We start from the raw sequence: 16,475 nt of genomic DNA, 5'->3' as shown, positions 1-16,475 counted from the left end.
ATGACAGCAAACAAAGTGGCACTCGTAACAGGAAGCAGCCGAGGACTTGGAAAAGCACTTGCGATTGAACTAGCAAAAAACGGATATGATATCGTTGTAAACTATGCACGCAGTAAAACAGCAGCACTTGAAACTGTGAAAGAAATAGAAGCACTAGGGCAGAAAGCACTTCTTGTACGCGCAAACGTAGGTGATGTAGAAAAATTAAAAGCAATGTTTGAAACAATTCGTGAAGAATTTGGTCGTCTGGACGTATTCGTAAGCAATGCCGCTTCAGGTGTGCTTCGACCAGTAATGGAATTGGAAGAATCTCATTGGGACTGGACGATGAATATTAATGCGAAAGCAATGCTTTTCGGTGCTCAGGAAGCAGCGAAATTGATGGATCGTGGCGGCAAAATCGTAGGAATTAGCTCATTGGGCTCCATTCGTTATTTAGAAAACTATACGACTGTCGGTGTATCCAAAGCTGCGATTGAATCGATTACACGTTACTTAGCAGTTGAACTTGCGGCAAAAGGAATTGCAGTGAATACCGTATCTGGTGGAGCGCTTGATACAGATGCGTTAAAACATTTCCCAAATCGTGAAGAATTATTGGATGACGCAAGAAAAAATACACCTGCAGGACGCATGGTTGAAATCGAAGATATGGTCAAGACAGCCATGTTCTTAATTTCTGATGGTTCGGATATGATTCGCGGACAAACCATCATTGTAGATGGCGGACGATCAATCGTCATGTAAAAAAGTTTTTTTGTAAGCATAAGTTTTCCCTAATTGCACACATTAATGAGCATGGAGGTGAAAATTCATGCCAAACAAAAACAACAACCAACCAACTAACGCTGCAGAAGTACGTCGTCAAAATCAACAATCTGCACAAAAAATGACAGGTACACAAGGTAACTACCGTACAGAGTTCGCTTCTGAAACTGATGTAAACGAAGTGATCCAACGCAATCAACAATCTGCTCAGAAGAAAAATAATGCTTCTGGTCCACAAGCAAACCGCAACAATAATTCAACTAAATAATAAGTACTTCACCACCTATCAGCGAGGGCTTTATGCCTTCGCTGATTTTTTTTGCTACAGTTTTTGTAAATTGGTTGTTATAATGAGTACACAATGCAAGATTATATATATATTGTGCTTTGACGAAAAGGTGGGCTTATCCATGTCAATACCAGCAGAAGGAGAAACGATTCAGATCCACAGCTACAAGCATAACGGCAAAATCCACCGCGTCTGGCAAGAAACAATGGTTCTGAAAGGGACAAGGAATATTGTCATTGGCGCGAACGAACGAACGCTCGTAACCGAGTCAGACGGTCGTACTTGGTTAACTCGGGAACCATCGATTTGTTATTTCCATGCTGAACACTGGTTCAATATCATTTGTATGTTGCGCGAAGATGGTGTGTACTATTACTGTAACATCAGTTCACCATTCGTTTACGATAACCAATCTTTAAAATACATTGATTACGATTTAGATGTTAAAGTCTTCCCAGATATGACGTATACCATTTTGGACGAAGATGAATTTGAAGATCATAAACAACAAATGAATTATCCTGAAGTTATTGATACGATATTACATCGTAATGTGGAAAAACTAATTAGCTGGATTAAACAACGCAAAGGACCATTTGCACCGGATTTTATCGAGGTGTGGACAAACCGTTACCTATTTCACAAGCAACTTAGAATACGTGAGTAAATGATGCCTGTTGAATCCCAACAGGTTTTTCATTTGGAAAGGAAAGTGAACGGATGAGTAGTACGAAAAGATACATGAAGTTTGTTAAACCATATACGTGGCAAATTGTTCTCACAGTTGCCATTGGAGTCGTGAAATTTGCGATTCCATTATTTATACCGTTACTAATTAAAATCGTCATTGACGATATCGTTACTGTTGATACAATGTCGGATGCCGAAAAAACCCGTCAATTATTTTATTGGCTAGGTGGAACGGCGCTCGTTTTCTTTATTGTCAGACCGCCGATTGAGTATTACCGCCAGTACTATGCTCAATTAGTCAGTAACAAAATTTTGTACGACATCAGACAAGAGCTATATGGTCACTTACAACGCCTGAGTTTACGGTTTTATTCGAACACTCGCGTGGGAGAGGTCATTTCTCGTGTAATCAATGATGTAGAACAAACCAAAAACTTTGTGATGATCGGTTTAATGAACTTATGGCTAGATCTAGCAACAATTTTGATTGCTGTAGCAATTATGCTCACAATGGATGTTCCGTTAACTCTGGTAACATTATTAGCGTTCCCGTTTTATGCGTTCAGTGTAAAATACTTCTTCGGGCGTCTGAGAGATTTAACTAAAAAAAGATCACAGGCACTTGCAGGTGTTCAAAGTTACTTGCATGAACGTGTCCAAGGCATGAGTATCATTAAAAGCTTTGCACTCGAAAAACATGAGCAACAAATTTTTGATAAAGCAAATGGCGAGTTTCTAGAAAAGGCTGTTGATCATACGAAATGGAATGCCAAAGCTTTTGCTGTCGTTAATACCATTACGGATGTAGCACCTCTTTTAGTTATCGCCTACGCAGGATATCAAGTTATTCATGGGAATTTAACTGTCGGAACGATGGTTGCATTTATCGCGTATATTGAACGTCTATATAATCCATTGCGACGACTGGTTAGTTCTTCAACTACTTTGACACAAGCGTTTGCATCGATGGACCGTGTGTTTGAACTCATGGATGAAAAATATGATATTCAAGATGGACCAAATGCTAAAAATATGCCGGCAATTAAAGGGAAACTGCAGTTTGACCATGTTTCTTTCAGATACGAAGAAGAAAATAATCTCGTATTGAATAATATGAATTTCACGGTGGAACCAGGTCAAACAGCCGCTTTTGTAGGTATGAGTGGGGGAGGGAAATCAACAATTATTAGTATGATTCCCCGTTTTTATGACACAACAAGCGGATCAGTGAAAATAGACGACCTAGATATTAGAGATGTAAAAATTCATTCGTTACGCGAACAGATTGGAATAGTTTTGCAAGATAATATTCTGTTCAGTGATTCGGTGAAAGCAAATATACTTATGGGTCGCCCAGACGCTTCGGATGACGAAGTAATTGAAGCGGCAAAAGCTGCGAATGCTCATGACTTTATCGTTTCGTTGCCGGAAGGGTATGAGACGAAAGTCGGGGAACGTGGAGTTAAGTTGTCTGGTGGTCAAAAACAACGTGTCGCCATTGCCCGCGTGTTCTTGAAAAATCCTCCGATTTTAGTTTTGGACGAAGCAACTTCTGCTCTAGATTTAGAGAGTGAATCCTTGATACAAGACTCTTTAGAACGATTGGCACATAACCGTACGACGATTATTGTCGCCCATCGTTTATCTACCATCACACATGCTGATCAAATCTTTGTTATTGATCATGGAGAGCTTAAAGAACAAGGAACTCATGAAGAACTGATGCAAACTAAAGGAATATATTACAACTTATTTCAAGTTCAACAACTGGATATAGACTAGAAAGGTTCTCCTGAAAAGGAGAACCTTTTTTTATGAAAATAATAGAAGTATGACTTATAAAATAAGTATTGCAATTATAATTATTGTTTGTATAATATAGAACATATCGAATTTTCTGAAACAATGATACTAGTAAACTATTTCATTTCGTATGCTAGGAAAAAGGAGGGACATCATGAGTGAACGTAAAGCGATTCTTCAAGTAAAAGGTCTTCAAACATCCTTTTTCACAGATGACGGAGTAATACCCGCAGTAGACAATATTGATTTTTCCGTTCATGAAGGAGAAGTACTCGGTATTGTAGGGGAATCTGGTTGTGGGAAAAGTGTTACATCATTATCCATAATGGGGTTAGTACCGAGCCCGCCAGGAAAAATTACTGGTGGTAAAATTCTTTTCGGAGACAAGGAATTAACTAAACTAAGTGATAAAGAAATGCGGAATGTACGAGGCAACGACGTAGCCATGATTTTCCAAGAGCCGATGACATCTTTGAATCCTCTATTTACGATAGGAAATCAATTGATGGAAGCTATTCTTATTCATAAAAAAGGCTGGTCGAAAAAACAGGCAAGTGCTCGTGCTGTTGAAATGCTGACGCTAGTAGGTCTTCCACGTGCAGACGAATTGATGAAAGAGTATCCCCATCAATTATCAGGAGGAATGAGGCAGCGGGTCATGATTGCCATGGCACTCGTATGCGATCCAAAAGTATTAATCGCAGATGAACCAACAACTGCACTTGATGTAACCATTCAAGCTCAAATCCTGGCATTGATGAAAGACTTGAATGAACGATTGAACACAGCCGTTCTGTTAATCACACATGATCTCGGTGTTGTTGCAGAGACTTGTGAAAGAGTGGTTGTCATGTACGCTGGCCAAATTGTTGAAGAAGGTCCAGTTCAAACGATTTTCAAAGACCCACAACATCCATATACAAAAGGATTATTACAATCCGTACCCGATATGCGTTATAAAAAACAACGTTTATATTCGATACCTGGTAATGTACCAAAACCAGGTTCCGTAAATACAGGTTGTCGCTTTGCTGCACGATGCGAATTTGCATTCGACAAGTGCCTGACACAGAATCCAGATTTGTATCAAACTGCAACTGTACACAAGACAAGATGCTTCTTGTACGAAGATCAGGAGGTATCCACTCATGACAGAACCCTTGTTGAAAGTTGAAGGACTTAAAAAGTATTTTCCCATTCGTAAAGGATTACTCAGTCGAGTATCTGGGCATGTAAAAGCGGTTGACGATGTATCGTTCTATGTCAATAAAGGCGAAACTCTTGGAATCGTGGGCGAGTCAGGTTGTGGAAAATCTACTACTGGCCGCATGCTTATGAGATTGCTAGAACCGTCAGAAGGAAAAGTTGTTTTTGATGGTAAGGAACTGACGAGTATTTCAAGTGATGATATGCGAAAGGCGCGCCGGGAAATTCAAATGGTTTTCCAGGATCCATATGCTTCATTAAATCCTAGACATACCATTGAGAAGATCTTGGAGGAGCCTTTGATTGTTCATGGAATCGGTGATGCCAAAACGCGCAAAAAGAAAGTTCATGATTTTCTTGAGATTGTCGGGTTAAGCAGCTACCATGCGAAACGTTATCCTCATCAATTCAGCGGAGGACAACGTCAGCGTATCGGCATTGCCAGAGCACTGATGACAAACCCTAAACTAATTATTGCGGATGAGCCTGTTTCAGCGCTCGACGTGTCCATTCAGGCACAAGTGCTGAACTTGATGCAGGATTTACAAAAAGAATTAAATCTTACTTATATATTTATTGCGCATGATCTAGGGGTTGTTCGTCATATAAGTGATCGAGTAGGGGTTATGTATCTCGGCAAAATGGTCGAGATTGCGGAAAGTGAGTTGCTATATGATAAGCCACTTCACCCATATACACAGGCATTATTGTCTGCTGTACCGGTTCCGGATCCGAACTTTGTACGGGAGCAGATCCTTATTAAAGGAGATATTCCTAGTCCTTCAAATCCTCCATCGGGATGTACATTCCATACCCGCTGTCCTTTTAAAATGGATGTGTGTACAAAAATCGTACCAAAGTTAGAAGAAGTTGAACCAGGTCATTCTGTTGCCTGCCACCTATACGGTGAACATGCGCAACAATGATATAAAAAACAATATGGAGGGGTCAATTTGAGTAAGAAGAAACTGTGGTCACTCGCTTTATTAACAATGCTAGTCCTCTCAACAATTTTAGCGGGCTGTCAATCTGATTCATCAGATGGCAACGGCGAAAATAACGGAGAGCCGAAGATTTTAGTATTTGGTCGTGGTGGGGATTCTGTATCTCTAGATCCGGCAACAGTAACTGATGGTGAATCTTTTAAAGTAACACAAAACATCTTTGAAACACTTGTTAACTTTGGTAAACAAGATACAGAAATCAACCCAGGTCTAGCTAAAAAATGGGAACCTTCAGAAGATGGTTTGACTTATACATTCGAACTTGAAGAAGGCATCAAGTTCCATGATGGCACTGACTTCAATGCTGAAGCTGTAGTAGCTAACTTTGAGCGTTGGGCAAATGGTTCAGGTGAAGATTTCTATTACTATTCTTCAATGTTCGGTGGTTACAAAGGTGACGAAGGACATGTCATCGAGTCTGTAACTGCAGATGGAGATTACAAAGTTGTGTTCAAATTGAAACGTCCACAAGCGCCTTTCCTTAAAAACTTAGCGATGAGCCCGTTTGGTATTGCGAGCCCTAAAGCATTTGAAGAACAAGGCGAAAAATTCGGTGATAACCCAGTAGGTACTGGACCATTCAAATTTGTCGAGTGGAAACGCAATGATTCAATCACAATTGAAAAGAACGAAGACTACTGGGTTAAGGACCTTCCTAAACTTGATAAAGTAGTATTCAAAGCAATTCCAGATAACTCAGCTCGTTTGAACGCTTTAAACACAGGTGAAATCGATTTGGCTGATGGTGTAAACCCAGCTGATGGTAAATCTGTTGAAGGTAATTCAGAATTGCAATTATTCGAACGTCCATCAATGAACGTTGGTTACTTAGGTTTGACAAGCACTCGTCCTCCTTTCGATAAAGTGGAAGTGCGTCAAGCAATCAACCATGCAATTGACAAACAAGCGATCGTAGATGCATTCTTCGAAGGTCGTGCAGAAGTAGCGAAAAACCCAATGCCTCCAGTAATCAGTGGCTATAATGACGACATTCCAGGTTATGATTTCGATCCTGCGAAAGCAAAAGCATTATTGGCTGAAGCTGGTTTAGCAGAAGGTTTTGAAATGGAACTATGGGCAATGCCTGTACCACGTCCATATATGCCAGACGGCCAAAAAGTGGCTGAAGTTATCCAATCGAACTTAGCTGATGTTGGAATCAAAGCGAAAATCGTTACATTCGAGTGGGCAACTTACTTGGAAAAAGCTCGTAACGGAGAAGCGGATGCATTCATGTTAGGTTGGACTGGTGATAATGGTGATGCGGATAACTTCCTATACGTATTACTTGATAAAGACAATATCGGAAGCAATAACTATTCATACTATAGCAACGACGAATTACACGACATCCTAATTGAAGCACAATCAGAAGTTGATGAAGACAAGCGTAATGAACTTTACGGTCAAGCTCAAGAAATCATTTTCGAAGACGCTCCGTGGGTACCGCTTGCTCACTCTACTCCACTTCTTGCAGGTAAAGCGAATTTGGTAGGTTTCAAACCACATCCGACTGGTTCTGATAAGTTAGCAGAAGTAGACTTCAAGTAAGAGACTGACTGATGGGGAGAAGTCTACGTGATTTCTCCCCATTTTATTTACAAGCAAAATTGAAATGAGTTACATATCGCATCAGATGGAGAGGTGAAGACAATGCTTCACTATATCGGGAGAAGACTATTGCAATTAATCCCAGTTTTGCTGGGCATGACGTTTGTCGTTTTTATGATTATTCGTGCCATTCCTGGGGACCCAGCACAAGTAATTTTGGGTCAACAAGCGACGAAAGAAGCGATTGAGGCATTACGAGCAAAGCTCGGATTAGACAATCCGTGGTATGTCCAATATTTTGATTATTTAGGTGGATTGTTAAAAGGTGATCTTGGAGAATCTTTACGAACAACTACACCAGTATCTGAAGAAATTTGGCCGTATCTAGCTGCCACATTTGAATTATCTCTGTTTGCAGTTCTTATAGCAGTTATTGTCGGAGTCAATGCAGGCATCATCTCTGCCTGGTTCCAAAACTCATGGTTTGACTATACAGCCATGATCTTAGCGTTAGTTGGCGTGTCTATGCCAATTTTCTGGCTAGGTTTGATGATGCAATATATTTTCGGCATCGAGCTTGGGATTCTTCCAACGACAGGCCGAGAGGAAGTAAGGAATCCGATCGATTCAATGACCAATTTGTATGTACTGGATACCATTCTTCAAGGACGCTTTGATCAATTAGGCATTGTTTTGAAACATCTGGTCTTACCAGGGCTAGCCCTTGCGACAATTCCGATGGCAATCATTGCCCGTATGACTCGTTCCAGCATGCTTGATGTGATGAGATCAGATTATGTTCGTACTGCACGTGCGAAAGGTCAAAAAATGTTCTGGGTTGTGTACAAGCATGCATTGAAAAATGCCATTATCCCAGTATTGACAATTATCGGTCTTCAAATGGGATTACTGCTTGGCGGTGCCATTTTAACGGAATCCATTTTCGCATGGCCAGGAGTTGGACGTTATATTTACGAAGCAATCAATTTCCGCGACTACCCAGTTATCCAATCAGGGATTCTTGTTGTGGCATTTATCTTCGTAATGATTAACTTGTTCATTGATATTCTTTACAGTTTGATTGATCCACGAATTAAATACGATTAAGAAGGAGGAATCTCATTATGGTCGGATTCGCGCCTAAACCATCAGATGTAGTAGCACAACAAGATAAAGTAGCGGGCCCTTGGCATGAAGCTTGGCGAAGCTTTAAGAAAAGTAAAGTCGCCGTAGTCGGAGCTGGGATTGTTCTCTTCTTTATCATCGTGGCATTCATAGGACCCTGGATAGCACCACAAGGCATAAATGAGCAAAATCTACCCAATCGATTACAGGCACCATCTTTTGATCATTGGTTCGGAACAGATGATATGGGTCGAGATATATTATCCCGCATTATCCATGGTGCACGTATTTCATTATGGGTTGGGTTCTTTTCGGTAATCGGTTCAGTGATTGCAGGGAGTATTTTAGGGATTGTTGCAGGTTATTACGGTAAGTGGGTAGATGCGATTATTTCCCGCATTTTCGATATCATGCTGGCATTTCCAAGTATCTTACTAGCAATCGCTGTCGTATCGGTATTGGGACCATCCTTGCAAAATGCATTGATTGCCATTGCCATCATTAACATTCCGAACTTCGGTCGATTGATTCGATCCAAAGTTTTGAGTATTAAGGAAGAGGAGTATATCACTTCGGCTAAAGCAATCGGCATGCAGGATATCCGAATATTATTCTCGCATATTTTACCGAATTCAATGGCACCTGTTATCGTGCAAGGTACACTTGCCATAGCAACGGCCATTATTGAAGCGGCAGCACTTGGTTTCCTTGGTCTTGGCGCAGAAGCTCCAGCTCCGGAGTGGGGCAAAATGCTAGCTGATTCCAAAATGTATTTAATCAACGCTCCTTGGACCATGATTTTCCCAGGTATCGCCATTATGCTTACGGTACTGGGATTCAATTTAATGGGAGATGGATTGCGGGATGCATTGGATCCACGCATGAAGAGCTAATAGATGGAGAAGAAGTCATTCCTTTTATAAGGAATGGCTTTTTTTATGGGGTTTTTGTTGGCGGAACGATAGTTTGTTGGACAATTTGGAGGTTTCGTCTGACGAAAGAGGGTTTTAGTTGAACAATTATAGATTTTAGTTGTAAAAGGGAAAAAATGTAAATAATGCATAAGAAAAAGCAGTCATCTCAATAGGTGAGATGACTGCCATTAATTTAGAATTCATCTTCAAGTTCCACTTTAATTTCTTCTCCGTGGTAATTCTGGTGAGAAATAATAAGCGTATCCAAGTGTTCCAATTGTTCTTCATAATCCAATATGGCAGACAGTACATGAAGTAAATGATAGGAAGAGAAAGATTCTTCTGTGTTGGAAAGTGCAATTTCTCTCGCGAATATTTCCATTACTTCATGACGTTGGAGCAATGCTTCACTTCCGCTTAAAAAGGAATGTTCAGGTTTTAATTTACCTGTGTATTTTAAATGAAGCTGTTCGTGATATGTCAGTAAGAAGTCCAGTCGTTCTTGAATCATCTGACGGAATTGATCCGGGAGATTCGCCAGTTCATTTTCATGTAAATGAAGTCGTTTCAGCACATCCCAACTTTTATTGGCTGCTGAAATCATTTGACGATACACCACAAGTTTACGGGCTTTCGCACGTTTTTCATTTCGGAAGTAGCTTCGTTCTTCTTTATAAAACAAATAAAACTGATCTACTTTTATCAAACGTTCGCGTAGTTTTTCAAGTGACTGCTTCGTCGCCGTATGTTCGGAAGCCTGGCGTTCGGCTAACCGTGTCCATCTGATTAACTCATCTGTTGTTGAATGAATCGCCTGAAACAACTTAGTTTCATACTTCGGAGGCATAAAGACCAAGTTCACGACAAATGCAGCCAATACACCAACGACAATCGTCGCAAACCTGATTAGAGCAAAGGTGATGAAATCATCGCTCTGTACTTCCATAATCGCAATGATTGTTACAAGTGCCAATGAAATGGATTTCTCCAACTTTAATTTCAGCATGATGGCAATTGTGATAACTGCAGCCAGACCTACTGCCACATAATGGTGTCCAAAAATTAGAGCAAAAATTACGGCTATACCAGCACCGATCAGATTTGATTGAATTTGTTCAATAATCGTTAAATAGGATCGGTAAATGGAAGGTTGAATGGCAAATATCGCTGCGATTCCCGCAAATACGGGTGACGGTAAATGCATTAAATCAGCCAAGAACAGCGCAAACACGATTGCAACTCCCGTTTTAACGATTCGTGCACCAAGTTTCATAGATGTGGTATGTCCTTTCTAATTTCTTTAGACATTCCTTCTAAAAGAAATCGTTTATTAAAGTTTTGAAAATGCATAATCAACCGCTTTTAGTGATTGTTCAACATCTTCTTCTGTGTGGGCGGTCGTTAAGAACCAAGCCTCATACTTAGAAGGAGCCAAGTTGATTCCTTGTTCCAGCATCAGTTTGAAGAATCGACCGAAAATCTCACCATCTGTTGCTTCGGCTTGTTCGTAATTCTCTACTTTCACATCCGTGAAGTAAATTGTCAATGCACCCATTAAACGATTGATTGTGATTGTCACGTTATGTTTAGCAGCAGCTTTCAAAATACCTTCTTCCAAAAGTGCACCCAAACGATCCATTTCTTCATATATACCCGGCTGCTTCAATACTTCCAAACAAGCAATTCCAGATAATATAGACGCAGGATTTCCGGCCATAGTTCCCGCTTGATAAGCAGGGCCGAGTGGTGCGACTTGCTCCATAATTTCTTTTCGTCCGCCGTAAGCTCCGATTGGCAAGCCGCCTCCGATGATTTTCCCGAGAGCAGTCAGGTCAGGTGTTAAGCCTAATAAATCTTGAGCTCCGCCGTAGTGGAAACGGAATGCTGTAATGACTTCATCATATACAATAAGTGCACCTTTTTGTTTGGCGATATCATGTACAAGAGGTAAGAAGCCTTCCTTTGGTTCAACAATGCCGAAATTTCCTACAATAGGTTCCACTAAGATACAGGCAATTTCGTTACCCCATTTGTCCATGGCTTCCTTGAAAGCTTCTGGATCATTAAAAGGGATTGTGATGACTTCTTTCGCAATTGATTTAGGAACACCAGCTGAATCAGGGGTACCCAGTGTAGCAGGTCCCGATCCGGCAGCAACAAGCACCAAATCCGAATGTCCATGGTAGCAACCAGCAAATTTCATAATTTTAGTACGCCCTGTATATGCACGAGATACACGAATCGTCGTCATGACAGCTTCTGTTCCCGAATTCACAAAACGCACTTTATCCATTCCAGGCATCGCTTCTTTCAGCATTTTGGCAAATTTCACTTCATGAGGGGTAGGCGTACCATATAGTAACCCGTTTTCGGCTGCCTTTGTAATAGCTTGCGTAATGTGCGGATGGGCATGCCCAGTGATGATTGGCCCGTAAGCTGCCAGATAGTCAATGTACTTATTTCCATCCACATCCCAAAAGTATGCTCCCTGTGCTCTTTCCATTACCGTTGGAGAACCGCCACCTACTGCTTTGTACGAACGAGATGGGCTGTTAACACCACCAACGATATGTTGTAATGCTTCTTCATGTAGTGCTTCTGATTTTGTTCTATTCATATATATCCTCCGTTCCATTTCTACCATCCTTAATAATAGACAAAAAGGACGTAGAACGCCAAGAAAATTGAAAGTGCAGTCATTCTTAGGTACGATAAAATAAATAGTAAAGTGGAGGGAATGTTCATGACAACACTTGAAGGATTGCAAGCACCAGATTTCACATTGAGAAATGAAAAAGGGGAAGAAGTCTCACTACATCAGTTCGCTGGAAAAGAATATGTACTGCTTTACTTTTATCCGAAAGACGCTACTCCAGGATGCACGACTGAAGCGTGTGACTTCAGAGATATGCACGAATCCTTCCGAGATCTGAATGCCGTCATTTTAGGCGTAAGCCCGGACGGTGAACGTGCGCATACGAAATTCATTGAAAAACATGGTCTGCCTTTTTCATTATTGATTGATGAGGACCACGCTGTTTCTGAAGCATATGGCGTATGGGTTCTCAAAAAAATGTATGGAAAAGAATATATGGGGATCGAGCGCTCCACTTTCCTAATTGACCCGACTGGAACTGTCATAAAAGAATGGAGAAAAGTAAAAGTGAAAGGACATGTGGAAGATGCTCTTGTAACTTTGCGTGAATTGGTGACCGCTCAATGACCAATGTACTTTTTACTTTCCCGGTTAAAGAATATTTAATAGAGGAATTACAAACGGAATTTCCTGAGGTGAAATTTACTTTTTCTTCAAGTAAAGATCAGGACGCACTAAAATCTGCTGAAGTCATTGTGACGTATGGCGAAGATATTTCTGTCGCTACATTAGATCAAGCGCTCGCGTTAAAATGGCTCATGATTGCTTCAGCAGGATTAGAAAAGATGCCACTGAGTGAAATCTTAAAACGAAACATTTTCGTTACGAATGTTAAAGGGATTCACAAGACACCAATGACTGAATCCGTAATGGCACATTTGCTCGCCATTAAACGTGCGTTGCCATGGATGTATAAACAACAGGAAAACAGTGAATGGAGTAAGCGTTCGGGATCAACTGAGCTTTTTGGAAGTACAGCGCTTATTATTGGTCCGGGTGCAATCGGCAGTGAGATTGGACGGTTACTGCAAGCATTTGGAGTCACGACAATAGGTTGTAATCGCTCCGGGAAAAATGCTGCTAACATGAATTCTATGATTACTTTTGACCAATTAAGTGACGTACTGCCAAAAGTAGATATCGTCATTTCAGTCTTACCGAGCACACCAGAAACAATAGGTCTACTTACATACGATCATTTTGTATTAATGAAGGAAGATGCAATTTTCATGAACTTTGGCCGTGGTGATTTAATAAAAGAAGAACAACTCATTCAGGCCATTCAGGAACGTCAAATTTCCTACGCTGTACTGGATGTTTTCGAAAATGAACCTCTTGATGAGAACCATCCATTTTGGAAAATGGAAGGAGTAATTGTTTCACCTCATGTTTCGAGCCATTCTTCTGAATATGTTCCACGAGCATTGAAGATTTTCCGTCACAACCTCCATGAATGGATTGAAGCGGGAACGAATTTTCAAAATGTCATAGACTTAGAAAAGGGGTACTAACATGAAAATCTACACAAAAACAGGCGACAAAGGCACAACTTCACTTATCTATGGTTCACGTGTTGCAAAGAATGATGCATTGGTAGAAGCATATGGTACGTGCGACGAAGCGAATTCCATGATTGGTCTTGCTATGAGTTATATTCAGAATGAATTTTTTGAAGAAAAAGAGGATGTTCAACGAGTTTTCCATCAAATTCAAACGACACTGTTTCATGTAGGTGCAGAACTCGCTACGCCTGCAGGGAAAGAAGTGAAATGGAAATTGGAAGAAACGGAAATCACGAAACTTGAAAATGTAATTGACGAATGGGATGCACATCTTCCTGCATTGCAAAACTTCATTTTGCCAAGCGGTCATCCTGCTGGGGCCACTCTTCATGTAGCCCGTACTATTGTGCGTCGTGCCGAGCGTGCTGCGGTAGGTATAGGGGAACAAGTATCACCTCTTGTATTGGCTTATTTAAACCGTTTATCCGATTTCTTGTTTGTAGCCGCACGCTTCATTAACATGCGACTGGGTCAAAAGGAAATCGGACTGCATGCAGAGTAATACCTTGATGTAATTGGTTTTTTGTTGACTTTTTCCTTACTTCTTTCTTATACTAATTGTAACCATTATAAAATAAGAATCTTTATGAAGTGAGGTGCATGGCGATGACTGAAATGCATTTACGTGACGCATTGGATAATTTGAAATCAACAGGAGTCAGAATTACGCCACAGCGTCATGCAATTTTAGAATTTCTCATTCAATCCATGATTCATCCAACAGCAGATGATATATATAGAGCGCTTGAAGGGAAATTCCCAAACATGAGCGTTGCCACGGTTTACAATAATCTTCGAGTTTTTAGAGAAGCCGGATTAGTAAAAGAATTAACGTATGGCGATTCGTCCAGTCGATTTGATTTCGTAACAAACGATCACTATCACATTATTTGTGATGATTGTGGCAAAATTGTTGATTTCCATTATCCAGGTTTAGATGAAGTGGAACATTTAGCTTCTCACGTTACTGGATTCAAAGTGAATTCCCATCGTATGGAGATTTACGGAACATGTCCGACCTGTGTAACACAAGCTTCTAAAGTTCAATAGTTAACAGTAAGAGCATTTCGGTGCTCTTTTTTTAGTTCAAAAAAAAGAGCCAACATTCTATAATGAATGTTAGCCTTGTCGGTTACGATCTTTTTCGGTTTAATTTTTCATCAAATTCCTGGCCTTCTAGAGTAGGATCCAATGTTAAAGGTTCTTTGCAATACATACACATATCAACACGACCTAAAACTTTGGTATACTTTCCGCAGTTAGGACAAACAACTTGAACTGCTTTTGTGGAAAGCATTCCAATCCATGCGTAAACTCCCGTACTGCCTAAAATGGCAAGCAGACCTAAGAACATAAATAATGTCATGACGATTTGATTTTCACGGAAGAAGATGCCGATATACATGATGACAAAACCAATGAAAATCAATGATAATGCAAACGAACGAATTCGGTTTATTTTATTTTTATAAGGTTTCATATTGTGTTCCTCCTCAATCATGTTTACTATACCATAATTGGTAGTGTAAATCGTTTGAAGGAATCTCACAACCTTTGTCGAAAAAAGAACATATACCATTTTGATTAATTTATGAGGGGGACTTCAAGTTGGAACAGATTCTGCGTCCTATTTATCAGGAAAGAGCGAGCCAACCAAATACGCTCGGCGTTATCTTAGTCGAGAAGAGAGAAAAAGTTAGTCAAATTACGGATACATTCGATACTATTCTTTTAATTTTAGCTAAAGACGCAACTCAACCTGTGTTTACGAAACATTATACGTTTAATGATAAAAAAGCAGCGATGCACATTGTAACTGAAAAGCAGTTACGAAAATGGTTATTGCTTGGTACTAATAGAAAGATTGTGGACTGGATTTTTTATGGCCGTGTCATGTTTGATCGGAACGAATTTGTCCATGAGTTAAAAACTGAGCTCAAAGAATTTCCTTTTTACGGCCGGAAAATTAAAATGGGCATTGAATTCGCAAAACTTTTGCGTCGTTATTTAGAAGGAAAAGTGTTTTTTGAACAAAAAAACTACATGGATGCGTACAATCATATTGTGGATTCATTGCACCACCTTGCACGTCTGGCAGTATTTGAGAACGGAATGCATCCTGAAGTAACCGTTTGGTCTCAGGTCAAAATAATTGAGCCATCCATTTATAAACTGTACGAAGAATTGCTGTCGAGTGAGGAACCAATTGATAAAAGGTTGGAACTACTATTTTTAGCAAGTGAGTTTATGATTCATTCAAGAACGAAAGATGGATCGCGTCATATATTAGAAGTTATGAGCCAAAAAGATCATTGGACTATACAGGATCTGCATGAACAAGAAGAGCTCAGAAACTATTCGGTGGACTTGGAAGTCTTTATTGAATTCCTTGTGGAGAAGGGCTACATCCACGTCGAACGTGTAGAAACGAAGAGCGATAAGATCTTCCACCGCTACTACAAAGTTGAACCAATTGATGAGGAAACATCACAGCAATAAGACGCTTGAAAAAGCGTCTTATTTTTTTCTTGACGTATGAACAGAAGCCTGTATATAATAGTAAACGTCGCTGAGCAACACGGCGAGAAACAAGATAAAAAAATAGATTTAAAAAGTGCTTGACTCTCACACTTTGCAGTGCTAAATTAGAGAAGTCGCCAAAACGAGTGACACCAAATGAACCTTGAAAACTGAACAGCAAAACGTCAACAAAATTCGTAACGAGCGTTTAACGCGAGAACGAATTTCTGCGATGGTCGCCTTGGCGATCGGAGCAACTAAAAGCGGAACACACTTCGGTGTGGGAAGCAAAACTTGAACTTAAACGTTCATTATAAACGTCATTAATTTGACGCCAGCAACAAAGTCGAGCTAATCGACTCACCTATTATGGAGAGTTTGATCCTG

General features: G+C 40.2%; 17 protein-coding genes. 14 read left to right on the top strand and 3 right to left on the bottom strand.

Going from position 1 to position 16,475, the window contains the following annotated elements:
- From fabL to M9R32_RS07285, 9 genes are all read left to right on the top strand, one after another.
- Window positions 1–747 carry an enoyl-[acyl-carrier-protein] reductase FabL gene (fabL, locus tag M9R32_RS07325; RefSeq protein WP_269926078.1) on the top strand — a complete coding sequence of 249 codons (747 nt, stop codon included), beginning with the start codon at window positions 1–3 and terminating at the stop codon, window positions 745–747.
- Window positions 748–814: 67 nt separating this feature from the next.
- Entirely contained in the window at window positions 815–1,036 is a 222-nt protein-coding gene (locus M9R32_RS07320; RefSeq protein WP_269926077.1) for a gamma-type small acid-soluble spore protein, read from the top strand.
- Between the two features lie 142 nt (window positions 1,037–1,178).
- A complete protein-coding gene (gene ntdP, locus M9R32_RS07315) occupies window positions 1,179–1,724 on the top strand; it encodes a nucleoside tri-diphosphate phosphatase (protein WP_269926076.1) in 546 nt (181 codons plus the stop codon).
- Between the two features lie 53 nt (window positions 1,725–1,777).
- Window positions 1,778–3,529 (top strand): ABC transporter ATP-binding protein, encoded by a 1,752-nt coding sequence (locus M9R32_RS07310; RefSeq protein ID WP_269926075.1) that lies wholly within the window; start codon window positions 1,778–1,780, stop codon window positions 3,527–3,529.
- 175 nt (window positions 3,530–3,704) lie between these two features.
- On the top strand, window positions 3,705–4,724 hold the full coding sequence (locus M9R32_RS07305) for an ABC transporter ATP-binding protein (protein ID WP_269926074.1): 1,020 nt from the start codon (window positions 3,705–3,707) through the stop codon (window positions 4,722–4,724).
- Window positions 4,699–5,682 carry an ABC transporter ATP-binding protein gene (locus tag M9R32_RS07300; protein ID WP_269926073.1) on the top strand — a complete coding sequence of 328 codons (984 nt, stop codon included), beginning with the start codon at window positions 4,699–4,701 and terminating at the stop codon, window positions 5,680–5,682. Before M9R32_RS07305 ends, M9R32_RS07300 begins: the two co-directional genes overlap by 26 nt.
- A 27-nt stretch (window positions 5,683–5,709) precedes the next feature.
- Entirely contained in the window at window positions 5,710–7,311 is a 1,602-nt protein-coding gene (locus M9R32_RS07295; protein WP_269926072.1) for an ABC transporter substrate-binding protein, read from the top strand.
- 102 nt (window positions 7,312–7,413) lie between these two features.
- Window positions 7,414–8,418 (top strand): ABC transporter permease, encoded by a 1,005-nt coding sequence (locus M9R32_RS07290; protein ID WP_269926071.1) that lies wholly within the window; start codon window positions 7,414–7,416, stop codon window positions 8,416–8,418.
- 17 nt (window positions 8,419–8,435) lie between these two features.
- Window positions 8,436–9,329 (top strand): ABC transporter permease, encoded by an 894-nt coding sequence (locus M9R32_RS07285; RefSeq protein WP_269926070.1) that lies wholly within the window; start codon window positions 8,436–8,438, stop codon window positions 9,327–9,329.
- A gap of 214 nt (window positions 9,330–9,543) precedes the next feature.
- Here the strand turns inward: M9R32_RS07285 and M9R32_RS07280 are convergent, their stop codons facing one another.
- Both M9R32_RS07280 and M9R32_RS07275 read right to left on the bottom strand, forming a co-directional pair.
- On the bottom strand, window positions 9,544–10,623 hold the full coding sequence (locus M9R32_RS07280) for an FUSC family protein (protein WP_269926069.1): 1,080 nt from the start codon (window positions 10,621–10,623) through the stop codon (window positions 9,544–9,546).
- Window positions 10,624–10,680: 57 nt separating this feature from the next.
- A complete protein-coding gene (locus tag M9R32_RS07275; protein ID WP_269926068.1) occupies window positions 10,681–11,967 on the bottom strand; it encodes a glutamate-1-semialdehyde 2,1-aminomutase in 1,287 nt (428 codons plus the stop codon).
- A 126-nt stretch (window positions 11,968–12,093) separates the two neighbouring features.
- Here M9R32_RS07275 and bcp point away from each other — a divergent pair, with 126 nt between their 5' ends.
- The 4 genes from bcp to perR all read left to right on the top strand — a co-directional run bounded on the left by bcp (window position 12,094) and on the right by perR (window position 14,618).
- The gene (gene bcp / locus M9R32_RS07270; protein WP_269926067.1) at window positions 12,094–12,573 is read left to right on the top strand and encodes a thioredoxin-dependent thiol peroxidase; all 480 of its coding nucleotides are present in this window, start codon (window positions 12,094–12,096) and stop codon (window positions 12,571–12,573) included.
- Complete coding sequence (locus tag M9R32_RS07265; protein WP_269926066.1) at window positions 12,570–13,517, top strand: D-2-hydroxyacid dehydrogenase; 948 nt, start codon at window positions 12,570–12,572, stop codon at window positions 13,515–13,517. The genes bcp and M9R32_RS07265 overlap by 4 nt, the downstream gene beginning before the upstream one ends.
- A gap of 1 nt (window position 13,518) precedes the next feature.
- Complete coding sequence (locus M9R32_RS07260; protein WP_269926065.1) at window positions 13,519–14,070, top strand: cob(I)yrinic acid a,c-diamide adenosyltransferase; 552 nt, start codon at window positions 13,519–13,521, stop codon at window positions 14,068–14,070.
- A gap of 104 nt (window positions 14,071–14,174) precedes the next feature.
- Window positions 14,175–14,618, top strand: coding sequence for a peroxide-responsive transcriptional repressor PerR (perR, locus tag M9R32_RS07255; RefSeq protein WP_269926064.1), 444 nt, complete (start codon window positions 14,175–14,177; stop codon window positions 14,616–14,618).
- An 82-nt stretch (window positions 14,619–14,700) separates the two neighbouring features.
- On the opposite strand, the gene M9R32_RS07250 is transcribed toward perR, so the two are convergent.
- On the bottom strand, window positions 14,701–15,048 hold the full coding sequence (locus M9R32_RS07250; RefSeq protein WP_269926063.1) for a YgzB family protein: 348 nt from the start codon (window positions 15,046–15,048) through the stop codon (window positions 14,701–14,703).
- 128 nt (window positions 15,049–15,176) lie between these two features.
- On the opposite strand from M9R32_RS07250, the gene M9R32_RS07245 reads away from it, so the two are divergent.
- The gene (locus M9R32_RS07245; RefSeq protein WP_269926062.1) at window positions 15,177–16,067 is read left to right on the top strand and encodes a nucleotidyltransferase-like protein; all 891 of its coding nucleotides are present in this window, start codon (window positions 15,177–15,179) and stop codon (window positions 16,065–16,067) included.
- The last annotated feature ends 408 nt before the right edge of the window (window positions 16,068–16,475 follow it).

Origin of the sequence: Paenisporosarcina quisquiliarum (assembly GCF_027563315.1) — a bacterium.
GTDB classification, from domain to species: Bacteria; Bacillota; Bacilli; order Bacillales_A; family Planococcaceae; genus Paenisporosarcina; species Paenisporosarcina quisquiliarum.
Note: the sequence above shows the minus strand (reverse complement) of the source record. Positions and strands in the feature narration are given on the sequence as shown.

Excerpts from the sequence above, each read along its gene's own strand:
- ntdP (WP_269926076.1), top strand. The coding sequence starts at position 1,179 with ATGTCAATACCAGCAGAAGGAGAAACGATTCAGATCCACAGCTACAAG.
- bcp (WP_269926067.1), top strand. The coding sequence starts at position 12,094 with ATGACAACACTTGAAGGATTGCAAGCACCAGATTTCACATTGAGAAAT.
- fabL (WP_269926078.1), top strand. The coding sequence starts at position 1 with ATGACAGCAAACAAAGTGGCACTCGTAACAGGAAGCAGCCGAGGACTT.
- M9R32_RS07310 (WP_269926075.1), top strand. The coding sequence starts at position 1,778 with ATGAGTAGTACGAAAAGATACATGAAGTTTGTTAAACCATATACGTGG.
- M9R32_RS07280 (WP_269926069.1), bottom strand. The coding sequence starts at position 10,623 with ATGAAACTTGGTGCACGAATCGTTAAAACGGGAGTTGCAATCGTGTTT.
- M9R32_RS07275 (WP_269926068.1), bottom strand. The coding sequence starts at position 11,967 with ATGAATAGAACAAAATCAGAAGCACTACATGAAGAAGCATTACAACAT.
- M9R32_RS07285 (WP_269926070.1), top strand. The coding sequence starts at position 8,436 with ATGGTCGGATTCGCGCCTAAACCATCAGATGTAGTAGCACAACAAGAT.
- M9R32_RS07290 (WP_269926071.1), top strand. The coding sequence starts at position 7,414 with ATGCTTCACTATATCGGGAGAAGACTATTGCAATTAATCCCAGTTTTG.
- M9R32_RS07300 (WP_269926073.1), top strand. The coding sequence starts at position 4,699 with ATGACAGAACCCTTGTTGAAAGTTGAAGGACTTAAAAAGTATTTTCCC.
- M9R32_RS07305 (WP_269926074.1), top strand. The coding sequence starts at position 3,705 with ATGAGTGAACGTAAAGCGATTCTTCAAGTAAAAGGTCTTCAAACATCC.
- M9R32_RS07260 (WP_269926065.1), top strand. The coding sequence starts at position 13,519 with ATGAAAATCTACACAAAAACAGGCGACAAAGGCACAACTTCACTTATC.
- M9R32_RS07250 (WP_269926063.1), bottom strand. The coding sequence starts at position 15,048 with ATGAAACCTTATAAAAATAAAATAAACCGAATTCGTTCGTTTGCATTA.
- M9R32_RS07265 (WP_269926066.1), top strand. The coding sequence starts at position 12,570 with ATGACCAATGTACTTTTTACTTTCCCGGTTAAAGAATATTTAATAGAG.
- M9R32_RS07320 (WP_269926077.1), top strand. The coding sequence starts at position 815 with ATGCCAAACAAAAACAACAACCAACCAACTAACGCTGCAGAAGTACGT.
- perR (WP_269926064.1), top strand. The coding sequence starts at position 14,175 with ATGACTGAAATGCATTTACGTGACGCATTGGATAATTTGAAATCAACA.